We start from the raw sequence: 23,830 nt of genomic DNA on the forward strand, positions 1-23,830 counted from the left end.
TTTAGCGACGTTATGGGCTTGTTTAGCTCGTTAGAATACTTACGCTTTCAATATAATTGGTATTAGTTCATGCCGTATTTTTTAAGCTTTTTACGTAAAGTACCACGGTTGATACCTAGTAAAATTGCTGCACGAGTTTGGTTACCACGTGTATATGTCATTACTTCTTCAAGTAATGGCGCTTCTAGCTCTGAAAGAACAAGGTCGTAAACGTCTTGCACATCTTGACCGTTAAGCTGCTTTAAATAGTGGTGAACAGCTTTTTTTACTGCATCACGCAATGGCTGCGGTTTCTCGTGTGACTGAACATGAGGGTTAGTGATAAATGGAGAAGTCACGTTTTGTTCGAACATTATTAAGTCTCTTTCTTTCTTAGTTAGCTGCTAGTGTTTTAAAGTATTGCTCTAATGCGACGACCTGTGCCTGTGGGTTGTCGAGCGCATTAAATACTCGCCTAAACTGACCATCACTGTCATGGGTTTGCAAATACCAAGATACATGTTTGCGAGCAATTCGCGCTCCCATTGGCTCACCGTAAAACATATGGAGGTTTGTTAAATGCTCCATTAATATACTGCGCACCTCTGCAATAGCAGGTGGCTGTAAATGTTCCCCAGTTCGCAAATAGTGGTCTATCTCCCTAAATATCCAAGGGCGACCTTGGGCGGCTCGGCCAATCATAATGGCATCTGCACCCGTATAGTCTAAAACCTGTTTTGCTTTTTCTGGTGATGTAATATCACCATTGGCAACAACAGGAATCGACACTGAACGTTTTATATCCCTAATCGTGGCGTACTCAGCATCACCTTTGTACATACATGCGCGCGTACGCCCATGTACAGCAAGTGATGCAATGCCATAACGTTCAGCTATTCTCGCAATCTCTACACCATTACGGTTATCCGGATCCCATCCTGTACGGATTTTAAGTGTCACAGGTATATCAACAGCATTAACAACTGCATCAATAATCTCTTCCACAAGTTCAGGAAACTGTAATAAGGCAGAGCCTGCGAGTTTCTTGTTCACTTTTTTTGCTGGGCACCCCATATTGATATCTATGATCTGTGCACCATTAGCAACATTGAATTGTGCTGCCTGCGCCATAAGCTCAGGATCTGCTCCTGCAATTTGCACCGCGCGTATACCCGACTCACCGCTGTGATCCATACGGTTCATCGACTTTTCTGTTTTCCAAACCTTAGGATTTGACGATAGCATTTCAGACACAGCTAAGCCCGCACCTAAGCGTCGACAAAGTTGTCTAAATGGTCTGTCTGTAATGCCTGCCATTGGCGCGACAATTACATTATTCTCAAGTTGGTATTTACCGATACGCACTATATTCAATAGGCCTCTTTTCAAGGGGCGCTAAGTTTACGGTTTTTTTCACAAAAATCAAAGGCTATAAATTGAACAAAAGTAACTTTTTTTTGCCCTTTTCGTATTGACATTTGATAACCACATGACAAGTAGGTTGATTTGTTTGAAATTCATACAGATTTTATTTTTTACAAGATAACTAGAAAATTTTTTGATATGTAAAAAAATAGTAAAGCCTGTTAAATACAGGCTTTACATGCATGTTTTGAGTTAATACTCTAGATTTGATTGTTCGATTTATTACGCTTTTTTAGTGCCACTTACTCGAGTCCAATCACCTTCAACGGCAATGTCATCTAGTTCAATAAACGGTGCATAAATGTCAGCAACCGATTTCGCTTGTTCTTCTAAAATACCTGACATGGCAATTTTACCACCTGGCTTTAATAACCCTAAAATCACACTATGTAATTCGCGAAGTGGCTGGGCTAAAATATTGGCCACTACTATATCTGCACTAAACTCAGGTTGGTTTTCTGGAAGGTATACTTCGAGTTTGTCTGCAACACCATTTCGGTTCGCGTTATCAAGGCTAGCTTCAAGCGCTTGAGGGTCAATATCTATCCCAATCATACGCTCTGCACCTAGTTTTATAGCTGCAATACCTAAAATGCCTGAGCCACAACCAAAATCAACAACCGTTTTACCCGTCAGATCTTGGCTTTCTAACCATTTAAGGCACAAGGCCGTTGTTGCATGCGTACCCGTGCCAAAAGCAAGGCCAGGGTCTAGCAATACATTTACAGCATCAGGGTCAGGAATGTCGCGCCAGCTTGGGCAAATCCATAGTTTTTCGCCAAATTGAATAGGGTGGAAGTTATCCATCCATTCACGTTCCCAGTCTTTATCTTCAAGTTGCTCGATTTTGTATACTAAATTGTCTTTTAGCTCATCATGGCGCTTCAATAACGCAACGACTGCGTTCATATCATGATTAGCTTCGAACAGGCCAATAACTGTGGTATCAGCCCAGAACACAACGGTGCCAATTTTAGGCTCGTAGATAGGGGTGTCTTTTGCGTCAATAAAGGTTACTGAAGCGCTACCCGCTTCCATTAATAGATCGCTTACGGCATCAGCTGTTGCAGCATTGGCATTAATACGAATTTGGATCCAAGCCATGGTTATTTCCTTCAAATAGAAAAAAGGCCGCTATAGCGGCCTTTTTAGTTTATATAGTAGCGCTAAAATTATTTAGCGTCTAAAAAGCTTTTCAGTAAATCTGAGCGAGAAGGGTGGCGTAATTTACGCAGCGCTTTCGCTTCTATTTGACGAATACGCTCACGTGTTACGTCAAACTGTTTACCTACTTCTTCTAAGGTGTGGTCGGTATTCATATCAATACCAAAACGCATACGTAGTACTTTAGCTTCACGAGCTGTTAAGCCTGCAAGTACATCGTTAGTTGCGCCACGAAGAGATTCCATTGTTGCCGAATCGATTGGCGAATCAATAGTTGTATCTTCGATAAAGTCACCTAAGTGAGAATCTTCATCATCACCGATTGGTGTTTCCATTGAAATTGGCTCTTTAGCAATCTTAAGTACCTTACGGATTTTATCCTCAGGCATCATCATGCGTTCTGCTAATTCTTCTGGATTTGGCTCACGACCCATTTCTTGTAACATTTGACGAGAGATACGGTTAAGTTTATTAATCGTTTCAATCATATGCACAGGGATACGGATTGTTCTTGCTTGGTCAGCAATAGAGCGTGTGATTGCTTGACGTATCCACCACGTAGCATAAGTAGAGAACTTATAACCACGGCGATATTCAAACTTATCAACCGCTTTCATCAGACCAATGTTACCTTCTTGGATCAAATCTAAGAATTGTAAGCCACGGTTTGTGTATTTTTTAGCAATTGAGATTACAAGACGTAAGTTAGCTTCAACCATTTCTTTTTTCGCACGGCGTGCTTTCGCTTCACCTATGCTCATTCGACGGTTGATGTCTTTAATACGCTCAATACTTAAACCTGTTGTTTGTTCAATAACAGATAATTTATTAATGCTACGAATGATTTCTGGCTTAACTTCTTCAAGTTTAGCTGAATACTTTTCGTTACCTGAAATTTCTAAATCAACCCAAGAAGCGTCAGTTTCGTTATTAGCAAAATGCTTAACGAATGTTTTCTTTGGTAATTTAGCAATTTGAACAGCTTGCTTCATGATTAGGCGTTCTTGAACACGAACACGATCCATCATTTCACGCATGTTATTTACCATGCGGTCAAACTGTTTAGGTATTAATTTAAATGTTCTGAAAAGCTCACCAATTTCAAAAATGGCTGCTTGTGATTCAGGATGCGAACGACCTTTAGCTTCAAACGTATCACGTGCTTTATTATATAAATCACGTAAATTTTCAAAATGAATACGAGCTTCTTCAGGATCTGGCCCTGTGTCTATCTCTTCTTCATCTTCATCATCGCTATCAGCATCATCTTTGTCATCTTTATCGTCGTCCTCAAGTTGCTTAGCACTTAATTCTGAACCGATGTTAGTTGCTGAAATTGGCGCTGTATCTTCATTAGGATCGATAAAGCCAACGATAATATCGCTTAAACGCATTTCTTCAGCTTCAAACTTATCCCACTGCTCTAGTAGGTAAGTGATTGCTTCAGGGTACTCTGCAACAGAAATCTGTACTTGATTAATGCCTTCTTCAATACGTTTAGCGATTACAATTTCGCCTTCACGTGTAAGAAGTTCAACAGTACCCATTTCGCGCATGTACATGCGAACAGGATCCGTTGTACGGCCGATTTCTTTTTCTACAGTCGCAAGGGCTGCAGCGGCAGCTTCAGCTGCGTCTTCGTCTGTCGTTGTTTCTTGCATCATTAATTCATCAGCATCAGGCGCGTTTTCGCTAACCTTGATACCCATGTCATTAATCATGCTTATGATATCTTCTACTTGATCTGAGTCTATAATGTCTTGTGGAAGGTGATCATTTACTTCTGCAAAAGTTAAGTAGCCTTGCTCTTTACCTTTCTGAATCAGAAGTTTTAATTGTGACTGAGGAGTTGGATCCATAGAGATTGTTTCTTCCACTCTGATAAGTTGATACAACAGGCGCCATCATGTAGTTTGCATTAAAGCTAACTAGAATAATGTGACGCAGTGAATAGCACAGTATAACAGTTTAAATCAATTTTGACTAGGGTCTGTTGGTCTTTCAGGATTAAAGTTTGTTCTATCCAAGGGTGGTTTAATCGCGGCGCGAGGTTTGTAACCTAGTGGGCTAAGTAAAAACCGAGCAACAAAGAGTAAACCTCCCTTGGGTCGAACCCAAAGGGCAGCGCGTGTTTGGTATTTATGCTGCGTTATCGCCTATTTATGTGGAATAACCACACTACATAAGCTCTGTCTTGTCTAAATACCAAACACACTGCTGTAAACTTAACCTCGAAAGATAAACAGACCCTAACTGTTAGTCGCTTTTAACGCTGTCATTAACAAATGACATTCAAGCCTTTCATCGCTACTAAGGCCTTGTGTCTTGTCCTTTATTAATAGGGTCTCGAGTCGATAATTTAAACACTGATCTTCAATAAACTTGAAAGTATTTTTAAAAACCGTCTCTAAACGTTCTTCATTTATCTCATGTTGCCACGTTGCAAGCTTGATTAATGGCTCGTAATCTTCAGTTCCTCGAAAAAACTCGAGCAGTTGCGCAGTGGTCACATTTTCTTTTTCTAAAGCTTGTTCTTGTAATCGTAATAACAGCCCTATGCCAGCAATGTTCATTTGTGCAAGCTCAGGTAAATACGGCACACTTTTAGCTAAATTAGGGTGCTGGATCAATATACCGATAGCTTGGCGCATAGGTGTTATTTTAAATTTACGTTCAATAGAGTGTTGTTGTTTAGGCGTTTTTAAACGGCTATTCAACTGCTCACGCGTTCTGCCAATTAAGCGTCCTAATTGTTCAAGAATGTTTTCTTGATAAAACTCACTTGGAATTTTTTCAATTAGTGGAAGTGCTGCACTAAGAAGTTTAGCTTTTCCTGAATCGAGTGTTAAATCAACCTCTTGGCTTAATTTATTAAACAATACTTTGGTAAAGTCATCTGCTTGGCTTAGGCGCAATTCGAATTGCTCCTTACCTTCTTTTTGTACAAGCGAGTCAGGGTCTTCGCCATCTGGTAAAAATGCAAATTGTAGTGCTTTACCATCGTTTAAATAAGGGAGTGCATTTTCAAGTGCCCGCCAAGCAGCGTCACGGCCAGCCCTGTCGCCATCGTAACAACAGATTACTTTATCAGTAGTTCTAAATAAAGTGTGCATGTGCTCGCTTGTTGTTGCTGTCCCCAGTGATGCAACTGCATATTCAATCCCTTGTTCAGCTAAGGCAACAACATCCATATAACCTTCAACAATCATTACATGATCAAGTTTTTTATGGGCTTGCTTTGCTTCGTAAAGCCCATAAAGCTCAAAGCCTTTATGGAAAATTCGGGTTTCTGGCGAGTTTAGATATTTTGGCCCTTGGTCGGCTTGCATTACACGCCCACCAAATGCAATAACGCGTCCGCGTTTATCGCGAATAGGGAACATTAGGCGATCGCGAAAAAAATCAAATTGTCTGCCTGGTGTTTTTTCTGAAGCTAGCTTTAGCTCAACCAATTGCTCTTTTTGTTCTTTATTACGACCAAGCTGTAGGCATAGCCCATCCCATTCACTGGGAGCGTAGCCAATCATAAATTTTTTAACAGTTTCACCGCTCAAACCACGGCCTTTAACATACTCAATAACAGCAGCAGAATTACTATGGTGTTTTAATTGGTGCTGATAAAAGCGAGCAGTATGAAGCATTAAGTCGTAATCGGAGCGCTTTTGCGCAGCCGTACGCTCTGGTGCTGAATTTGCGCCTTGTTCTCGAGGTACTTCTAAGTTAAGCATGCTGGCTATTTCTTCAATAGCATCTACAAACTCTAGCTTTTCGTACTCCATTACAAACGAAATTGCATTACCATTAGCGCCACACCCAAAGCAGTGATAAAACTGTTTGTCTTGCGATACAGTAAATGAGGGAGATTTTTCGTTATGAAATGGGCAGCAAGCTTGATAATCCTTACCTGCTTTTTTTAGACCTACTTTTGAGTCTATCAGGTCGACAATATCGGTTCTGGCAAGTAAATCGTCTATAAAGTTACGTGGGATCTTTCCGGCCATTAGTAAAATACAGTCCTGAAATAATAAGAAGAAGAACGAATATGAAATTTACTTTTTTATACTTGCTTGATGCAAAATATAGTGTGCTTTAACTTACCAAAATGACAGCGAAATAAATAGGGAAGCTATAAAAAATTTCATTTTAAAGTAACCTAATCGGTGTACTTTTTATTAAAGTTAAAAACAAAGAAACCGAGCGCTAGGCTCGGTTTACTTCAATCATACTTTAATGTATGTGGGAGTATTAGGCAGTTAATCGTTGCTTAATTAAACCAGAAATCTTACCCATATCGGCTCGACCTTCAGCTTTGCTTTTGATTATACCCATTACTTTACCCATGTCTTGCATACCTGCTGCATTAGTATCAGCAATAGCCGCGTCAATGAGAGCAATTATTTCTTCTTCACTCAATTGTTGAGGTAAAAAAGTTTCAAGCGCTACTATTTCATTGGCTTCAATATCAGCTAAATCATCACGCCCAGCATCTTTGTACTGAGTGTAAGAGTCACGACGTTGTTTAACAAGCTTCACTATAACGGAGGTAATACCTGCGTCGTCTAGCGTTATTTGCTCGTCAATTTCACGTTGCTTGATTGCAGCAAGTACCATACGAATAGGGTTAAGACGTTGCTTGTCTTTAGCTCTCATCGCATCTTTTTGCGCATCTTTTAGCGTTATTAAAAGGCTCATTTATACAAGACCTAATATATTAGTATAATTTAACGCGACGAGCGTTATCACGAGAAAGTTTTTTCATGTGACGTTTAACTGCAGCAGCTTTTTTACGCTTACGCTCAGCTGTTGGTTTTTCATAGTGCTCGCGACGACGAACTTCTGAAAGGATTCCTGCTTTTTCACATGAACGCTTGAAGCGACGAAGTGCTACGTCAAACGGTTCGTTCTCTCTTACTTTAATTACTGGCATTAAAAATTCACCTACCTAAATTATGAGCGTTGCTCAAGTTGATCAAACATTGATCAAGTGGTTCAAAAATGGTGCGGTATTGTAATCCGAAGCAACACCACATGTAAAGGACAATATTAACAGAAACGCATTACGTTAAACAGTATTAATTTGCTTGGCGCTGGTACAGTTGGCAAAGTACTTGCCCCGCCTTTTTTTCTTTAATTAACAACCAGTTGGTTGGTATTTCTAAGGCGGCTAGCTCTGCCTCTACTTCAACATAAATTAATGCGTCGTTGCTTAACCATTGGTTTTTTTCTAATAAATTGCAGGTTGTTTGCGCTAAATCTTTACGAAATGGTGGGTCAACAAATACAAGATTAAAGGCTTTGTTTGTGTTTTTTTGCTCTAAAAAGGAGAGCGAATTAGTATGTTTAACGTATGCGTTGTCGAGCTTTAAAGTGCTAATATTTTGTTCTAATTGCTTAGCAGCTAATGAGTCGAGTTCGATAAATGTAGCGCTTTTAGCATATCGTGATAGCGCTTCAAATCCCAATCCACCAGAACCGGCAAAACAATCAAGTACATTTGCGTCACGCGTATCTTGCATTAGCCAATTAAATACAGTTTCTTTAATTCGATCGGTAGTAGGTCTCAAGCCTTCTACGTTTTTAACCGGGAGTTTACGGCCTCGAAATTGACCACTAATCACTCTAATAAAGCCATCACTGGGCTTGTTAGCAGCTTTATTTTGCGTTGTTTTTTTTCTCATTTAGCTCACTAAAAAATGGTATATGGTATCTAGCTCAGATAATATTATGGGCGATTACGTGTAGCTTCATTTTTCAACCGCATTAAAAGTGTTACTATTAAACACTTACGTTTTGAATGGTTGTATTTATTAGCAACTATTGCTGGGCATTGCCAAGCTATTTCAAATTTTAGTTTATCAGATTTTTATAAGTGGTTATTAGCAAGTATGACAAAAAAAAGTAAATTCATGTCGTGGCTCGGTTTTGGCAAGTCAGATAAAAAAGAAGCAGAGCAAAAAGCAGCAGCTGATAAACAACAAGTATTAGCGCAAGAAGAGGCCCAGAAGCTAGAGCAAGAAAAACTAGCGCAGCAAGAAGCTGAAGCTGATCGTTTAAAAGCTGAGGCTGAAACAGAGCGCTTAGAGCAAGAGCGTATCGCTGCTGAAAAAATTGAAGCAACACGTTTAGAGCAAGAAAAACTAGCGCAAGAGCAAGCTGAAGCTGAACGGTTAAAAGCAGAGGCTGAAACAGAGTGTTTAGAACAAGAACGCCAGCGTGCTGAAAACGCAGAAAAGATTGCCATTGAGCAGGCCAATGCTGAATTACTTGCAAAACAGCAAGCAGATGCCGATGCGCAAAGACAAGAACATGCGCAACGTTTAGCCGATCAAGAAAAAGAGATGCGCTTAGAGCAAGAACGATTAGCGGCAGAAAAAGTAGAGGCTGAGCGACTAGAGCAAATACGCCTTGAAAAACAAGATGAGGCGATCAAAGCCGAAAAGCTTGCAATAGAGCAAGCGAATACTGAGTTATTAGCAAAAGAACAAGCGGATGCTGAAGCTCAAAGGCAAGAGCAAGCGAAGCGCTTAGCAGAACAAGAAGCGCAGATGCTTTTAGAGCAAGAACGCATTGCGGCTGAAAAAGCAGAAAATGAGCGCTTAGAGCAAGTACGTATTGCAGCTGAAAAAGCAGAGAATGAACGTTTAGAGCAAGAACGCATTGCGGCTGAAAAAGCAGAGAATGAACGCTTAGAGCAAGAACGCATTGCGGCTGAAAAAGCAGAGAATGAACGTTTAGAACAAGAACGAATTGCTGCTGAAAAAGCAGAGAATGAACGTTTAGAGCAAGAGCGTATTGCTGCTGAACTAGCAGAAAACGAACGCTTAGAGCAAGAGCGTATTACTGCAGAAGAAGCAGAAAATGAGCGTTTAGAACAAGAACGTATCACAGCAGAACTTGCAATTGAAGAAGCTAAAAAAGCCGAAAAGCCAAAAAAAGAAGGGTTTTTCTCTCGTCTTAAAAAAGGCTTGTTAAAGACTCGCGTTAATATAGGTTCTGGTTTTGCGTCTATTTTTAGTGGAAAAAAAATAGACGACGAATTATTTGAAGATCTTGAAACTCAATTACTCACCGCCGATTTAGGCGTTGATACCACCATGAAGTTGATTGATCGTTTAACTGATGCAGCGAACCGTAAACAGTTAAAAGATGGTGATGCGCTTTATGAGTTAATGAAACAAGAAATGGCTGCGATGCTTAAAACGGCAGAACAGCCTTTAGTCATAAGCGAAGATAAAAAGCCGTTTGTTATTTTAATGGTAGGTGTAAATGGTGTTGGTAAAACAACGACTATTGGTAAAATGGCTAAGCAATTTCAAAACGAAGGTAAGTCGGTTATGCTGGCTGCTGGTGATACGTTTAGAGCGGCTGCAGTTGAGCAACTTCAGGTTTGGGGCGAACGTAACAGCATTCCTGTTATTGCCCAACATACAGGTGCAGATAGTGCGTCGGTTGTCTTTGATGCATTCCAAGCTGCAAAAGCCCGTAATATAGATGTGTTAATTGCTGATACAGCAGGGCGCCTGCAAAATAAAGATAACTTAATGCAAGAGCTTGAAAAAATAGCTCGTGTAATGAAAAAGATTGATCCTGATGCGCCGCACGAAGTGATGCTAACTATCGATGCAGGCACAGGGCAAAATGCAATTAGCCAAGTAAACCTGTTTAATCAATGTGTTGGTTTAACTGGTATTACGCTTTCAAAACTTGATGGAACTGCAAAGGGTGGTGTTATTTTTGCGGTTGCAGATAAGTTTAATATTCCAATTCGTTACATTGGTGTTGGTGAAGGTATTGATGATTTACGCGCTTTTAAAAGCGATGATTTTATTGATGCGTTATTTAGCCAAGATGAGGACGACGTTTAATTTACCAAAAAAGGGAGCTAGCTCCCTTTTTAATTGCGAGGAATACTAATTTCATTAATGTGTTAATGGAGTTGGCATAATAAAAAGATGATAAATTTTCAGCAAGTAAGTAAGACCTATCCTGGAGGGCACCGCGCCCTCGAAAAAGTTAATTTTCATATTAAACCGGGTGAACTTGCCTTTTTAACTGGCCACAGTGGTGCGGGTAAAAGTACGTTGCTTAAGTTAATTAGCTTAATGGAACGTCCTTCAGCAGGTAGTGTATTTATCAACGGTGTTGATTTAAACAAAGTAAACTCGCGTCAAATTCCTTATGCTCGTCGTGATATAGGTATTATTTTTCAAAACCATAGGTTATTAGAGCGCTACACTATTTTTGATAACGTGGCATTACCTCTCATTATTGAGGGGACTCACCATAAGCAAATAGCTAAACGGGTCCATGGCGCGCTTGACAAGGTAGGCCTAATTGACAAAGTGAAATGTCATCCTTCAATGCTCTCTGGAGGCGAACAGCAACGAGTTGGTATTGCCAGAGCTATTGTAAACTCCCCACCAATTTTACTAGCTGATGAACCAACAGGTAATCTTGACCCAGAGCTTTCAATGGAAATACTAAAGTTGTTTGAAGACTTTAATAAACACGGTACCACTGTTCTTATCGCAACGCATGATTTGGGTTTGGTTGCACGTATGAAGTATCGTAGCTTAACCTTAAAAGATGGCCGTATGCTTCAAGACCCGCTTGCTGAGGGGGCACTATGAGTTTACTTTTTAAAGGTCGCCAAAATAGTAACGACAAGCAAAAAAAATCAGTATTAGCTGGCGGTTACTTTTTTATTATTAATATTTTTCGCCAAGGTGTGCATAGCTTAGGTGAAATGTGGCGCACGCCGCTTGCGTCTATGATGACTATCGCTGTACTTGGTTTGAGCCTAACGTTACCTGCAACACTTTACTTAGTCGTTAAAAACGTACAGCAAGTGAGTAGTGGCTTTGAAGAGGCGAGTGAAATATCGTTGTTCGTAAAAGAAAGTATGAACGAGCAAGAAACGCAAACATTAGTAAAGCGTTTAGCACTTTACCCAGAAGTGGAAAGTGTTGAGTTTATTTCAAAACAACAGGCATTAACTGAATTTAAAGATGTATCTGGCTTTGGGCAAGCTTTGGAGTATTTAGATAAAAATCCATTACCGGATGTGGTACTCGTTACTCCAACAAAACGTCACAGACACCCAAATGCCGCTAAAGTACTGCTAACTAAATTAGAAAGTGAACGTGAAGTTGATTTTGGTAAGCTCGATATAGCCTGGTTAGAGCGTTTAAATGCATTACTAGATTTACTCAAAGAAAGTGTAATAACTATCGCATTATTACTACTTACCTCAGTGACACTTATTATTGGTAACACCATTCGTTTGTCGATCATGGATAAAAAAGAAGAAATACAAGTAATGAAGCTAGTAGGCGCAACGAACACCTTTATACATGCCCCATTTTTGTGGACCGGTATTTGGTATGGTGTAATAGGTGGTTTGTTTGCCTTTATATGCGTAGGTCTGATGATGTGGTGGCTTTCAAGCGCTGTGAGCAGTGTGGCGGGGGTGTATCAAACAAGCTTTTCGTTAATAGGATTATCGCTTAATGAACTCGGCTTTTTAGTGTTACTTGCAACAAGCTTAGGATTTGTAGGCTCGTACCTTTCTGTAAATCGATATATTAAAGAAATAGAACCCGATAAAGTATAATAAACCCTGCAAACTATAAGTGAACCAACCCAGCTTGAAATGCGTAACGTATCGGACTGGGTTGTACCTCCCGTTATTAAAACTGTCATATTTGTGTACTATCCTCGCATAAAGTAATGAGTTGTAAATAAGGTGATGCGGTTAGGTTAACCTGCTGCAATCCCTCAATTCATCACTTATTCAGTCGCTTGTAGTAGACTAAACACATACTAAAAACTGCTTGATTTATACTTTTAAAAAGTTTTAAATTGGGGTTAGCACTCTTAGAGAAAGAGTGCTAAGATAGTTTCAAATGTTTATCACCGAGGTGAAAAATGAGTAAAGATTTATACGCAATGGCACTTACAGTCGGACAACAAAGCGCAAGCATGGACGGTTACCTTCAAGCGGTAAGCACTATTCCTATGCTTAAAGTTGAACAAGAGCAAGAACTTGCTAAAAGACTTCAGGAAGAAGGCGATCTTAGTGCTGCCAAGCAACTCATTATGTCGCATTTACGCTTTGTAGCACATATTGCTAAAAGCTACTCGGGATACGGCTTACCACAAGCTGACCTTATTCAAGAAGGTAATATAGGCCTGATGAAAGCGGTTAAACGTTTTGACCCTACAGTGGGTGTACGTTTAGTGTCGTTTGCAGTGCATTGGATTAAAGCCGAAATTCACGAGTTTGTTCTTAAAAACTGGCGCATAGTTAAAGTTGCAACCACTAAAGCGCAACGTAAATTGTTTTTTAATCTTCGTAAAAACAAAAAGCGTTTAGGCTGGTTCAACCAAGCTGAGGTTAGCACTGTTGCTAGCGAGCTAGGTGTGAGTGAAAAAGAAGTACGTGAAATGGAATCGCGCATGAGCGGCCAAGACATGGGCTTTGACCTAACTGGTGACGATAACGACGATGCACCAACAAGTACATACTCTCCAGTACAGTATTTAACAGATGGCGCAGCTGACTTAGCTGACGACGTTGAACAAGAGCAGTGGAAAGAGCAAGCGCATACCCGTTTATTTAGCGCACTTAAAACACTAGATGAACGTTCACAAGATATTGTTAGCGCACGTTGGTTGTCTGATGATAAAGCGACGCTTCAGGAGCTTGCACAAAAGTACAGTGTATCTGCTGAGCGTGTTCGTCAGCTTGAAAAAACAGCGATGAAAAAGTTACAAAGCGCTATGAGCTAATATTGCTCAAGCAGCAAAATTTAAAAAGCCCTGCATGAAAATGCGGGGCTTTTTGCTTTTGAGTAGGTTGGTTTGAGCGAAGCTAAACCCAACGATAAAATATCTAATCAAGTAATACCGATACTCTGCATTATCGAATGGTTATACCAATCCGCAATAATACTTAATCATTTTGCGGGGCTAAACGTGTCGCTACCTGCGTTAAAAAAGTCTCATTTAGAACAACTGAATAGTGAATTTTTTGCCTAGCTATCAACACGTTTTTCCGCCCTCAAAATAGACCACTTAATTAAGCGAATTGGTATTAGTTTATTATTCGGATATAGCATTATTTAAAGCTTATATTACCTAGCACTCACTCCCTTTCCCTCAGCATGCGCTAACTGAATGTACTTACGTTCAACTAATTGCGAAACAGGTACGAGTTCAAAACCTTGCTTAGTTAGCTCTGGTAAGGCATGGCGTAAAAACTCGATGGTTTCAGGGTAGGGGTGAGCAATTGCAATGGCAAAGCTATGGGAAATGGCTAGTTGTTTTAACTCTTCAAGCCTTAGTTGCAGTTGTTCTGGTGTAGTTATGTTGTCTAAAAACACTTGGCGACTAATATTAGCAACACCCAAAAAGTTAGCGGCATTTTGTGCCTGACTCAAATCGGTTGTGCGACTATCTAAAAAATATAAATGACGCTTTTTAAGTACTTCCATTGTCCACTTCATAGCTTGGCTTTTTTGCGTAAGCGCTGAGCCCATGTGGTTATTAACGCCTTTAACTTGCGGTAAACTAGCGAGAGCTGTTCCAAGAGTTTGCTGAAGCTGCTCTTTATTCATATTTAAAGTAAGCGCACCAGGCCCTAGTTCTTTACCGTTAAGTGCTTGCATAGGTACATGAAGTAATAACTCTTTATTTGATTGACTGGCAAGTGTTGCAAAAATTTGCGAATAAGGGGTATGGGGCAAAATTGAATACGACAATTGCCCAGGTAAGGAAAGGAACTCTAAGTCCCGTTGATGATAGCCTATATCGTCTATCACTATTGCTATTTGCTTGGCGCTAATTGTTGCAGAGCTAAAACAAATAGCTAATGTTAGCCATTTTATTATTTTCACGTTTATAGTTTTTATTATCTTTTTAGCTTTATTTATACAGCTTATACAAGCTATTGCATGCTGAGTAATTGTTTGGCTTTAACCAACTGTAAATCGGTTAGATTACCAGTAAGTAATTGCGCATTATTGTTAGTGTGTTCATTTTTTATTATAACGGCTTTATTACTTTGTGAAAGGTTTGTTTGATTAACCGCCACATCTGGGGTTATTCCTATTCCATCAATCGATTTACCTAACGGTGTGAAGTATTTCGCTGTGGTGAGCTTTAATGCGGTATTGCCATCACCGAGTGGAATGAGTGATTGTACAGAGCCTTTCCCAAAAGATTGGCTGCCAACAATGGTTGCTCGGTTATTATCTTTAAGTGCTGCTGCAAGTATTTCGGCTGCAGAGGCAGAATTTTCGTTTATAAGCACAACTATGGGCGCATTTTTTAGAATGTCTCCACGCTTTGCATAAAATGCTTGGTTAGCATCGTAAAAACGTCCTTTAGTCGTTACTATAGTGCCACTTTGTAAAAATAGGTCTGAAACAGCCACTGCGCTTTGTAATGTCCCCCCTGGGTTATCACGTAAATCAATTACTAAGCCTTTAAGTGGGTAGCCAAAATGGCTTTGCAGGGCGGCAACTTGTAGTGCAACTTCATGTAATGTGTGGTTAGAGAAGTTATTGATAGCTATGTAACCAGTTCCAAAATCTAAAAGTTCGCTTGTTACACTTTCGAGGTTTATTTGGCGACGTGTGACATGAAAAGTGAGTGGGTTTTTATTGTTATCGCGATTTACAATTATATCTATATTCGAAAATTCACTGTCTCTTATTAGTGTTGCTACTTCGTCGATAGTACGGTTTTGGGCTGCGTTGTTGTTTACACTTACAATAATATCGCCTGGTAAAATACCTGCCGCTTTTGCGGGCGAATTATTAACCACGTTAACAATAGTCATATTCTCGTCTATGTTCTTAACTTCTATACCAATACCTGTGTAACGACCATTTGTGTTATCAAATAATGAGGCTAATTCATACTCATTTAAGTACTTAGAATAGGAGTCGAGTTTTGAATATAAACGCTCAAACTGTTGGTTGTTATATTTAATATGGTGGCTATTTTGTAAGGTGAGATCTTCAACGTAATAGGTATGAATGTTGAAGAGTATTTCGTCTATTTGTTGTCTTTTAAGATCTTTAATTGAGCTTGCTAGTGCATTACTAGTAAAGGTAATTAGGGTTAGTAATACAAGCAAGTACAGACTTATATAAAAGTCTGCACTTTTTTTATTAACGGTATTTATTGTGTGTTTTTTAGTTGTCATCAGCTGCTCCAGGGCGGTGCAGCGATTTATCTAATTAAATACGTTTGCACCATTTTACAGGATTTACTGCGCGTCCTTTGTGGCGTATTTCAAAGTATAGACCAGAACTTGCCTGTCCGCCGCTTTGGCCTACTAAAGCGAGGGTTTCGCCTTCACGTACCATATCCCCTACATCTCTTAGTAGCGTTTGAGCGTGGCCATATAGGCTCATAAAACCTTCACCATGGTCTACAACAATTACCCATCCATAACCTTTTAGCCAATCGGCAAATACAACTTGCCCGTTGTGCACGCTATTAATATTAGTGCCTTCTTTTGCACCAATTAATACGCCTTTCCAATCAATACCACCATGTTTACGTTGGCCGAATGTGTGCTCTAACTTGCCTTTGCTCGGCCAGTCTAATTTTCCCTTACTCTTATTTAGGCCAAGTAATTCTATTTTTTGTGTTTTTTCTTTTTCGAGCTCTTTAATCGTTGTTACTAAAGTTTGTTGGTTTTCTTTTAAATAATTTATTGAGCTTTTAGTGCTGTTGAGCTGAGCTTGTAAGTTTTTAAGATTAGCTTGGCGTTCACTTTGTGCATTAAGTAATGCAGTTTGACGTCTTTTTTGTTCATCAAATAAAAGCTCTAGTTTTTCTTGTGTTTTAACAAGCTCTTCTTGGTTTTGTACTATTTGCTGTTGAAGATCTTTTAGATCTTCGATTTGTTCAATACGGGCTTTATTTAAGTAATTGTAATAGCTAAGTGTGCGCTCAAACTTGGCTGTGTCTTCTTGATTCAACAGCATTTTAGAGTAGTCGTCGCCACCGGCCATATAGGCACTTTTGAGTTGCGCGGCTAAAATTTTCTGAAACTGAGTGTGCTTTTTATCGAGCTCATCGGCTTTACTTTGTAACTCTTTTTGCTGTGTTTTAGTCTCTTTTACGGATTGCTCTGCCATGTTAAGTGCTTTAGCATTTTTAGCTATATCGAGTTCATGGCTTTTTAGATTTTTTTGTAGCGACGCTATTTTTTTTCTTTGGGCGTTATATTCAGCTTGGCTTTGCTCAAGTGCATTTTGAACCTCTGATAAGTCTTTTTTAGTACGATCTTCATTAGCAACTGCAGATGCAGCCACTAATGAAGTTAGTATCAAACCGCACTTAATTAACCGGTTAATACGTTTGTTCATGTATTATTTCAACATCATGATAGGCGTACCAGTCATTTCTTTTGGTTGCTCCATACCCATTAAGTGAAGCATTGTTGGGGCTACATCACTCAAGGCTTTACCTTGCATTGGCTCTGCATCGCGACCAACATAAATAAAATGCACAGGTTCGCTAGTGTGGGCAGTATGTGCTTGGCCTGTTTTGAGATCAGCCATTTGCTCAGCATTACCATGATCGGCTGTAATTAGTGCTTCACCACCAAACTCTTCTAGCGCATCAACAACACGTCCGATACAGCTATCTACAGCTTCACAAGCTTTAACAGCGGCTTCAAATACACCTGAGTGACCAACCATATCGCCATTAGGGTAGTTACAAATAATAGCATCGTATTTACCGCTTTTAATTGCTTCTACCAGTTTGTCGGTTAGCATTTCTGAGTTCATTTCAGGTTGTAGGTCGTAGGTTGCTACTTGCGGCGAAGGAATTAGCTCGCGTGTTTCACCTTTAAATTCGCTTTCACGTCCGCCACTAAAGAAAAACGTAACGTGTGCGTATTTTTCGGTTTCTGAAATACGAAGCTGTGTTTTATTATTTTTTTCAAACCATTCACCAAGTACGTTTATTAGTGGTGTAGGTCCAAATGCAACAGGTGCGTCTATATCGGCTGCATACTCTGTCATCATTACAAATGCGCTAAGCTCTGGCGTTCTTTTTTTAGTAAAACCATCAAATTCAGGCTCAACAAAAGCGCGAGTAATTTCGCGGGCTCTATCTGCTCTAAAGTTAGCAAAAATAACGGTGTCACCATCGTTTATTGAAGCCGGAGTGGCACCTGTTGGCGTAATAGTCGTAGCTGCTACAAACTCGTCGTTTTCGTCGCGCTCGTACGCTGCATTAAGTGCTTCAACACCATTATCAAAATTAAAGTCGCCTTCGGCGAGCGTCATTACGTTGTAAGCTTTTTCTACACGGTTCCAACGGTTGTCTCTGTCCATTGCGTAGTAACGGCCAATAAGTGATGCTAAACGTCCGCACTTAAGTTTACTAAATAACGCTTCAATTCGTTCAATTGATGCTTTTGCGCTACGTGGAGGTGTGTCACGGCCGTCTAAAAATGCATGGAAATAGACTTCTTTAGCACCACGTTTTGCCGCCAGCTCAATACTTGCAACTATATGATCTTCATGGCTATGCACACCACCTGGGCTTAAAAGACCCATTATGTGAACCGCTTTACCAGCACTTACTGCTTTGTCTATGTTTTCAACTAAGGCTGGGGTTGAATCAAACTCGCCATCGTTAATTGCTTTGGTGATACGGGTAAAATCTTGATACACAATGCGCCCTGCACCTAAGTTTACATGGCCAACTTCTGAGTTACCCATTTGACCATCAGGAAGACCAACATCTAAACCCGAAGCCGATATTAATGTGTGTGGGCGGGTGGCCCATAAGTTGTCTAATACAGGTGTGTTAGCTGCAAGAATAGCATTACTTTGCGTATCTTCGCGGTGTCCCCAACCGTCTAAAATCATTAATACCAGTGGTTTTTTATGCTCTGTCATAATAGCTCCTGAAAATTAGTATCTGTTGATGGATACTGTGCACCTAAAAAGGTTTATTAGCGTGGTTTTAGCATACCGTGTTTTTAAGCTAGGATCAGCATTGAAAACAAGATATTAAATTTTTTCACTTATACCTCATTGACTAACCTGAACTCTGCTTGAGATAGATTTATTATCCAGAGTTCTTGTTAACTATATATGGGGGGGCTTTATCGTTTTTTAAACGCCTCTAAGTGCTCCTAAACTCGCATTTTAGGTTGGTTTGGGTATACTTGCGTGGCTAAAGTACAAAATCCTTAAAATATTAGGGCGTGTTGCACTTTGGTGCTTGAATTTGCAGCAGTATGTTTGGTTTTTAGGCAAGGCAGAGCCTATGAAGTGTGGTTACTCCCCATAAATAGGCGATAACGTAGCATAAATACCAAACATACGCTGCCCGCTGGGTTCTTTCTAGGGACTATTACCTCTTTGTTGCTCGGTTTTTACTTAGCCCACTAGGTTACAAATCTCGCGCCGCGATTTAATCGCCCCTAGATTGAACAAATTTCAATCCACAAAGGCCAACACGCCCTAGGTTTAAAACATAATTTCATAGTGGAAGTAGAATGGAACAATATATTGAATTTATTACAAATCATCCCATTTTAAGCCTTGCTTGGGTTGGTATTGTTTTCCTTATTGTTAGTGGCTGGATAAAAAGTAAGCTTTCAGCTGTTCGTCAAATAAATCCCCAGCAGCTTACGTTACTTATTAACCGTGATGACGGTCAAGTAATCGATATACGTGCGCAAAAAGAGTTTAATGCAGGGCGTATTTCTGGTGCTGAGCACTTAAGCCCAGAGAATGCAAAAAAATCTGACTTTTCAAGCCTTGAAAAGTACAAGACTAAACCCATTATAGTTGTATGTACTACAGGTATGACTGCCCAAGGTACTGCAGCCGCTATGAGTAAAGCTGGTTTTGAACGAGTTTACTTATTAGCAGGTGGCATGGGTGCGTGGCAATCTGCCAGCTTACCAACTACAACAGGTCGCTAATCAGTTTAGCTAGGCCGATAGAGGATTTATTATGAGTAATGTTGTTTTATACACCAAGGCGTATTGTCCATTTTGTCAGCGTGCTCTTTCGCTTTTAAACAGCAAAGGCGTTGAATACACAAATTATGATATTGGTGTGCAGCCTGAGCTACGCGATGAAATGATTGCCAAAGCAGGTGGTGCAAGCACAGTACCGCAAATTTTTATTAATGATGAACATATCGGTGGCTGCGACGACATGATGGCTATTGAAGCGCAAGGTAAACTTGACGCTAAGCTAAACGCTTAATTTAATTATAATAACGAACAAGTTAGGAATAACAATGAACGAAGAAAATCAAAACGTAGCAGCTGCTGAAGCTGGCGCACAATTTACTATTCAACGCATTTACACTAAAGATGTATCGTTTGAAACGCCAAACTCTCCGGCCATCTTTCAAAAAGAATGGACACCAGAAGTTAAGCTAGACCTAGATACACGCTCAAACAAGTTGGACGAAGGTGTATTTGAAGTTGTTTTAGCGCTAACTGTAACTGCATCTATTGGTGAAGAAACTGCGTTCTTATGTGAAATTCAACAAGCAGGTATTTTTACTATTGCTGAAGTTGAAGAAGTGCAACTTGCGCACATGCTAGGTGCATTTTGTCCTAACGTGTTATTTCCATATGCACGTGAAGCTGTTTCAAATCTTGTTAACCGTGGTACTTTCCCACAGCTTAACCTTGCGCCAGTTAATTTTGATGCGTTATTTGCACAATACATGCAACAACGTACTGCGCAAGCTGACCAGGCTTCAGCAGACGCATAACTTATGAGTACAGCAACTACAGCTGTTACTGTATTAGGGGCGGGGTCTTACGGCACCGCCCTTGCTATTTGTTTAGCCCGAAATGGTCACCAGGTGACACTTTGGGGAAGAAATAGCGACGACGTTGCCACGCTTGCAGCTGAGCGGAAAAATCAACGTTACTTACCTGATGCTCCTTTCCCAGATACTCTTACTCTTAAAGCTAACTTACAACATGCCGTTGCTAGCAGTGCTATTGTACTTGTTGTTGTGCCAAGCCATGCTTTTGGCGACACGCTTGCGCAAATAAAACCTGCATTGCAAGAGGGTGCTAAAGTAGCGTGGGCAACTAAAGGGCTTGAGCCTAATACTGGACGTTTGTTACAAGAAGTTGCTTTGCAAGAATTGGGTGATGACATACCACTTGCGGTACTTTCGGGGCCTACGTTTGCAAAAGAAATGGCTATGGGGTCACCTACAGCTATTTCAGTGTCTTCTACGTCACCTGAATTTGCGCAGCAACTGGCTGATTTACTTCATTGTGGTCGCTCATTCCGTGTGTATAACAATGATGACTTTATTGGTATACAGCTCGGTGGTGCGGTTAAAAATGTAATTGCAATTGGCGCCGGTATTTCGGACGGTGTAGGTTTTGGTGCTAATGCGCGTACCGCGCTCATTACCCGAGGCCTTGCAGAGCTCACTCGTTTAGGCTGTGCTTTGGGTGCTAAGCCAGAAACCTTTATGGGAATGGCAGGCCTTGGTGATTTAATACTAACCTGTACAGATAACCAATCACGTAATCGTCGATTTGGTTTGGCGTTAGGTAAAGGCGAGAGCGTTGATGCTGCTATTGAGTCTATTGGCCAAGTAGTTGAAGGCTTTAGAAACACTAAAGAAGTGTATTTACTAGCGCAGCGTGCTGGCGTAGAAATGCCAATCACTGAGCAAATTTATAAAGTACTTTATGAAAATAAAGACATGAAAGAAGCCGCTATGGCTCTTTTAGGACGAGAACAACGCGCTGAATAAGCGCTTGAGCTAGGCCTTAACTAAAAAAACCGACATTATGTCGGTTTTTTATTGCCTAACGGATTATATTTACTGGGCGTTAGGGAAGCCCAACTGACGCCACGACTCGTAAACAAACACGGCGACTGCATTTGAAAGGTTCATACTACGACTATTTGCTTGCATAGGAATACGTACACGCTGATCGTTTGGTAATGCTTGAATCATTTCATCAGGCAGGCCGCGTGTTTCAGGACCAAATACCAAGCAGTCGCCAGCTTCGTAACTTGCTTCATGATGAAACTGACTGCCTTTAGTTGTACAGGCATACACTTTTTTAGGTTTGCATTTTTCAAGGTAGTCCTCAAAAGAGGCATGGCGTTGAACATGGCTAAATTCATGGTAATCAAGGCCCGCACGTTTCACGCGTTTATCGTCCCATTCAAAACCTAATGGCTCAATTAAATGTAATGCATAGCCAGTATTGGCACATAGGCGAATAATATTACCTGTGTTAGGCGGTATTTCAGGTTGGTATAAAACAATATCCAGCATAATGAGCCTTATAAAATAATCTGTAGTTTGACGAAGGGCAGTATACACGAAACCTTTTAAAAAAATGATATACTCAACACATTCAATACAGTGATTAATGGATACACGCGTGCATAACCGTAGCTACGAATTTTGGGTTAAAACTTCCAGCATTGTTACCATGGTCATGGTTAGCTTAATGATCGGCGCAAAAACATGGGCTTGGCTGGCTTCTGGCTCGGCTTCAATGCTTGGCTCGTTAACTGATTCGTTAATGGATATTACTGCCACCGCTATGAGCTTTTTAGTGTTGGGTTACGCACTGCGCCCAGCAGATGATGACCATAGATTTGGACACGGAAAAGCTGAAGCACTTGCAGGACTTGGCCAAGCCGCATTTATTGCTGGATCAGGTTGCCTACTTGCTTTTCATGGTATTGAGCGATTATTTAACCCTATACAGTTAAGCCATTCTTTATTAGGTGTGTGGGTAAGTATTTTTGCTATTGCGTGTACGCTCGTCATTGTATTTGTACAAAACAAAGTGGTTAAGTATACCGATTCAATTGCTATAAAAGCCGACTCAGTACATTACAAAGGCGATTTAATATTAAACGCTGCTGTGCTGTTAGCTATTTTGTTAGCTTATTATGGCGTGTTGTATGCAGATCCTATTTTTGCAATAGGTGTAGCGGGTTACTTACTTTATAACAGCTGGGATATAGCTCGCGATAGTGCCGATCATTTAATGGATAAAGAGCTACCTGATGATGAAAAACAAAGCATATTTGACATAGCCAGAGCCCATGCTGATGTGCATGGCGTGCATGATATTCGTACTCGCCAAGGCGGAAAAGTTAAGTTTATTCAAATGCACTTAGAGCTTGATGATCATTTGAGTTTGATTCGCGCGCACAATGTGGCTGATGAAGTAGAGGCAATGCTCAAAGAACGTTTTGAGTCTGAGGTAGATATACTGATCCACCTCGACCCTTTGTCAGTACTTGTTAAGCCGTCACCGAATTACAAAATTGATAAAAGTTAGTTAATAGCGGCTTTCGAATTTCGTCACGTTCAAAAAGTAGCTCGTGTTTAGCGCCTTCAAAACTCTCAATCGTTGCATGAGCATGCCTTTTTGCAATACTGTACTGTGCTTCGTTGTTTACCACTGTATCGCTAGCTGCACTTGCTATAAACAAAGGGATTGGTACGTTTAGGTTATCAACAGACTTTAAAAACGATATTGTAGCTGCTAGCCAGCCAAACGTAACGCCACCTAATTGTATGTTAGGTTCTAATTTATAGGTTTGCCTAAAGTAGGTGTAACGCTTCTCACTGCTAGTAAGTACGTTTTCGGTAAATGGGATCGGGTTGTAGTTGCCTTGTCCAAATGCATAGCAAGAGTGTAAACCAAGTAAAGTGGCTAATTTAACAATAAACTTCGTTGGTATTTTTGGTACGTCTTTTGTAAAAATATCAAACATAGGAGCAGACAAAAACACGCCTTTATAGCTATTTTCAAATTTTGCTAAATAATCAATAGCAATGGCGCCACCCATTGAATGAGCTAGCATGACTTTTTTACCTTGCCAATGCTTTGAAACTATTTGCTGATCAAAGTTATTTAGGTCACTGCTGTAGTTATTATAATGTTTTACAAAGCCTTTATGTTTATTTTTAAGGTGCCTGTAAGAGCGGCCCTGACCTTGATGATCCATAATAAACACAGCAAAATTATTACTATACAGCTCCCATAGCAGTTCTTTATATTTTTCTAGGCCTTCAATACGCCCTGTACTTACTACTATTGCGGTTGTCGCGTTTTTAGGGATTGCGTATGCGTAAAATAGCTTTCCTGATGGCGTATCTAAGTAGCTTTTAATTAAATTTTCAGTATAAAAAACATTAATGGCCTCTTGATTGCTCTCAAGCTGGGCTTCTGAACTATAAAACATGC

Annotated in this window: 23 protein-coding genes; 9 read left to right on the forward strand and 14 right to left on the reverse strand. The window is 40.2% G+C overall.

Annotated elements, in window-relative coordinates:
- Positions 1-62: 62 nt before the first annotated feature.
- The 8 genes from fis to rsmD form a co-directional block, all read right to left on the reverse strand.
- Positions 63-353 (reverse strand): DNA-binding transcriptional regulator Fis, encoded by a 291-nt coding sequence (gene fis / locus H5116_RS07795; RefSeq protein ID WP_002957804.1) that lies wholly within the window; start codon positions 351-353, stop codon positions 63-65.
- A gap of 19 nt (positions 354-372) precedes the next feature.
- Complete coding sequence (gene dusB, locus H5116_RS07800; RefSeq protein ID WP_024603689.1) at positions 373-1,344, reverse strand: tRNA dihydrouridine synthase DusB; 972 nt, start codon at positions 1,342-1,344, stop codon at positions 373-375.
- A 282-nt stretch (positions 1,345-1,626) separates the two neighbouring features.
- Positions 1,627-2,508 carry a 50S ribosomal protein L11 methyltransferase gene (gene prmA, locus H5116_RS07805; protein ID WP_182715879.1) on the reverse strand — a complete coding sequence of 294 codons (882 nt, stop codon included), beginning with the start codon at positions 2,506-2,508 and terminating at the stop codon, positions 1,627-1,629.
- A gap of 68 nt (positions 2,509-2,576) precedes the next feature.
- Positions 2,577-4,427: an RNA polymerase sigma factor RpoD gene (gene rpoD / locus H5116_RS07810; RefSeq protein ID WP_002957800.1), complete on the reverse strand. Its 1,851-nt coding sequence runs from the start codon at positions 4,425-4,427 to the stop codon at positions 2,577-2,579.
- Between the two features lie 390 nt (positions 4,428-4,817).
- Entirely contained in the window at positions 4,818-6,569 is a 1,752-nt protein-coding gene (dnaG, locus tag H5116_RS07815; RefSeq protein ID WP_165744708.1) for a DNA primase, read from the reverse strand.
- Between the two features lie 244 nt (positions 6,570-6,813).
- Positions 6,814-7,260, reverse strand: coding sequence for a GatB/YqeY domain-containing protein (locus H5116_RS07820; protein WP_007376027.1), 447 nt, complete (start codon positions 7,258-7,260; stop codon positions 6,814-6,816).
- Positions 7,261-7,279: 19 nt separating this feature from the next.
- The gene (rpsU, locus tag H5116_RS07825) at positions 7,280-7,495 is read right to left on the reverse strand and encodes a 30S ribosomal protein S21 (RefSeq protein ID WP_002957797.1); all 216 of its coding nucleotides are present in this window, start codon (positions 7,493-7,495) and stop codon (positions 7,280-7,282) included.
- A gap of 145 nt (positions 7,496-7,640) precedes the next feature.
- Positions 7,641-8,246, reverse strand: a complete 606-nt coding sequence (gene rsmD / locus H5116_RS07830; protein WP_182715880.1) for a 16S rRNA (guanine(966)-N(2))-methyltransferase RsmD — start codon at positions 8,244-8,246, stop codon at positions 7,641-7,643.
- 207 nt (positions 8,247-8,453) lie between these two features.
- On the opposite strand from rsmD, the gene ftsY reads away from it, so the two are divergent.
- From ftsY to rpoH, 4 genes are all read left to right on the forward strand, one after another.
- The gene (gene ftsY / locus H5116_RS07835) at positions 8,454-10,433 is read left to right on the forward strand and encodes a signal recognition particle-docking protein FtsY (protein WP_182715881.1); all 1,980 of its coding nucleotides are present in this window, start codon (positions 8,454-8,456) and stop codon (positions 10,431-10,433) included.
- A gap of 87 nt (positions 10,434-10,520) precedes the next feature.
- On the forward strand, positions 10,521-11,198 hold the full coding sequence (gene ftsE / locus H5116_RS07840) for a cell division ATP-binding protein FtsE (protein WP_002957793.1): 678 nt from the start codon (positions 10,521-10,523) through the stop codon (positions 11,196-11,198).
- Positions 11,195-12,181, forward strand: a complete 987-nt coding sequence (gene ftsX, locus H5116_RS07845; protein ID WP_002957792.1) for a permease-like cell division protein FtsX — start codon at positions 11,195-11,197, stop codon at positions 12,179-12,181. Before ftsE ends, ftsX begins: the two co-directional genes overlap by 4 nt.
- A gap of 314 nt (positions 12,182-12,495) precedes the next feature.
- The gene (rpoH, locus tag H5116_RS07850) at positions 12,496-13,359 is read left to right on the forward strand and encodes an RNA polymerase sigma factor RpoH (RefSeq protein WP_002957791.1); all 864 of its coding nucleotides are present in this window, start codon (positions 12,496-12,498) and stop codon (positions 13,357-13,359) included.
- Positions 13,360-13,703: 344 nt separating this feature from the next.
- Here the strand turns inward: rpoH and H5116_RS07855 are convergent, their stop codons facing one another.
- The 4 genes from H5116_RS07855 to gpmM are packed head-to-tail and all read right to left on the reverse strand — an operon-like array spanning position 13,704 to position 18,503.
- Positions 13,704-14,465, reverse strand: a complete 762-nt coding sequence (locus H5116_RS07855) for a divergent polysaccharide deacetylase family protein (RefSeq protein WP_024597557.1) — start codon at positions 14,463-14,465, stop codon at positions 13,704-13,706.
- 50 nt (positions 14,466-14,515) lie between these two features.
- On the reverse strand, positions 14,516-15,781 hold the full coding sequence (locus H5116_RS07860; protein WP_024597558.1) for a S41 family peptidase: 1,266 nt from the start codon (positions 15,779-15,781) through the stop codon (positions 14,516-14,518).
- A gap of 34 nt (positions 15,782-15,815) precedes the next feature.
- On the reverse strand, positions 15,816-16,955 hold the full coding sequence (locus H5116_RS07865) for a murein hydrolase activator EnvC (RefSeq protein WP_024603730.1): 1,140 nt from the start codon (positions 16,953-16,955) through the stop codon (positions 15,816-15,818).
- 3 nt (positions 16,956-16,958) lie between these two features.
- A complete protein-coding gene (gpmM, locus tag H5116_RS07870) occupies positions 16,959-18,503 on the reverse strand; it encodes a 2,3-bisphosphoglycerate-independent phosphoglycerate mutase (protein ID WP_002957786.1) in 1,545 nt (514 codons plus the stop codon).
- A 605-nt stretch (positions 18,504-19,108) separates the two neighbouring features.
- Between gpmM and H5116_RS07875 the strand changes: the two genes are divergently transcribed.
- The 4 genes from H5116_RS07875 to gpsA are packed head-to-tail and all read left to right on the forward strand — an operon-like array spanning position 19,109 to position 21,360.
- On the forward strand, positions 19,109-19,540 hold the full coding sequence (locus H5116_RS07875; protein WP_024604567.1) for a rhodanese-like domain-containing protein: 432 nt from the start codon (positions 19,109-19,111) through the stop codon (positions 19,538-19,540).
- Between the two features lie 31 nt (positions 19,541-19,571).
- Entirely contained in the window at positions 19,572-19,829 is a 258-nt protein-coding gene (gene grxC, locus H5116_RS07880; protein WP_002957783.1) for a glutaredoxin 3, read from the forward strand.
- Positions 19,830-19,863: 34 nt separating this feature from the next.
- Entirely contained in the window at positions 19,864-20,349 is a 486-nt protein-coding gene (gene secB / locus H5116_RS07885; protein ID WP_002957782.1) for a protein-export chaperone SecB, read from the forward strand.
- Between the two features lie 3 nt (positions 20,350-20,352).
- Positions 20,353-21,360, forward strand: a complete 1,008-nt coding sequence (gene gpsA, locus H5116_RS07890; protein WP_182715882.1) for an NAD(P)H-dependent glycerol-3-phosphate dehydrogenase — start codon at positions 20,353-20,355, stop codon at positions 21,358-21,360.
- A gap of 69 nt (positions 21,361-21,429) precedes the next feature.
- On the opposite strand, the gene trmL is transcribed toward gpsA, so the two are convergent.
- Entirely contained in the window at positions 21,430-21,894 is a 465-nt protein-coding gene (trmL, locus tag H5116_RS07895; RefSeq protein WP_002957780.1) for a tRNA (uridine(34)/cytosine(34)/5-carboxymethylaminomethyluridine(34)-2'-O)-methyltransferase TrmL, read from the reverse strand.
- Between the two features lie 160 nt (positions 21,895-22,054).
- Between trmL and H5116_RS07900 the strand changes: the two genes are divergently transcribed.
- Positions 22,055-22,918 (forward strand): cation diffusion facilitator family transporter, encoded by an 864-nt coding sequence (locus H5116_RS07900; protein ID WP_182715903.1) that lies wholly within the window; start codon positions 22,055-22,057, stop codon positions 22,916-22,918.
- Here H5116_RS07900 and H5116_RS07905 read toward each other — a convergent pair.
- Entirely contained in the window at positions 22,881-23,828 is a 948-nt protein-coding gene (locus H5116_RS07905) for an alpha/beta fold hydrolase (protein ID WP_182715883.1), read from the reverse strand. The two genes, H5116_RS07900 and H5116_RS07905, sit on opposite strands and share 38 nt — an antisense overlap.
- Positions 23,829-23,830 lie beyond the last annotated feature (2 nt).

Origin of the sequence: Pseudoalteromonas sp. SG45-2, assembly GCF_014164115.1 — a bacterium.
GTDB lineage: Bacteria > Pseudomonadota > Gammaproteobacteria > Enterobacterales > Alteromonadaceae > Pseudoalteromonas > Pseudoalteromonas distincta.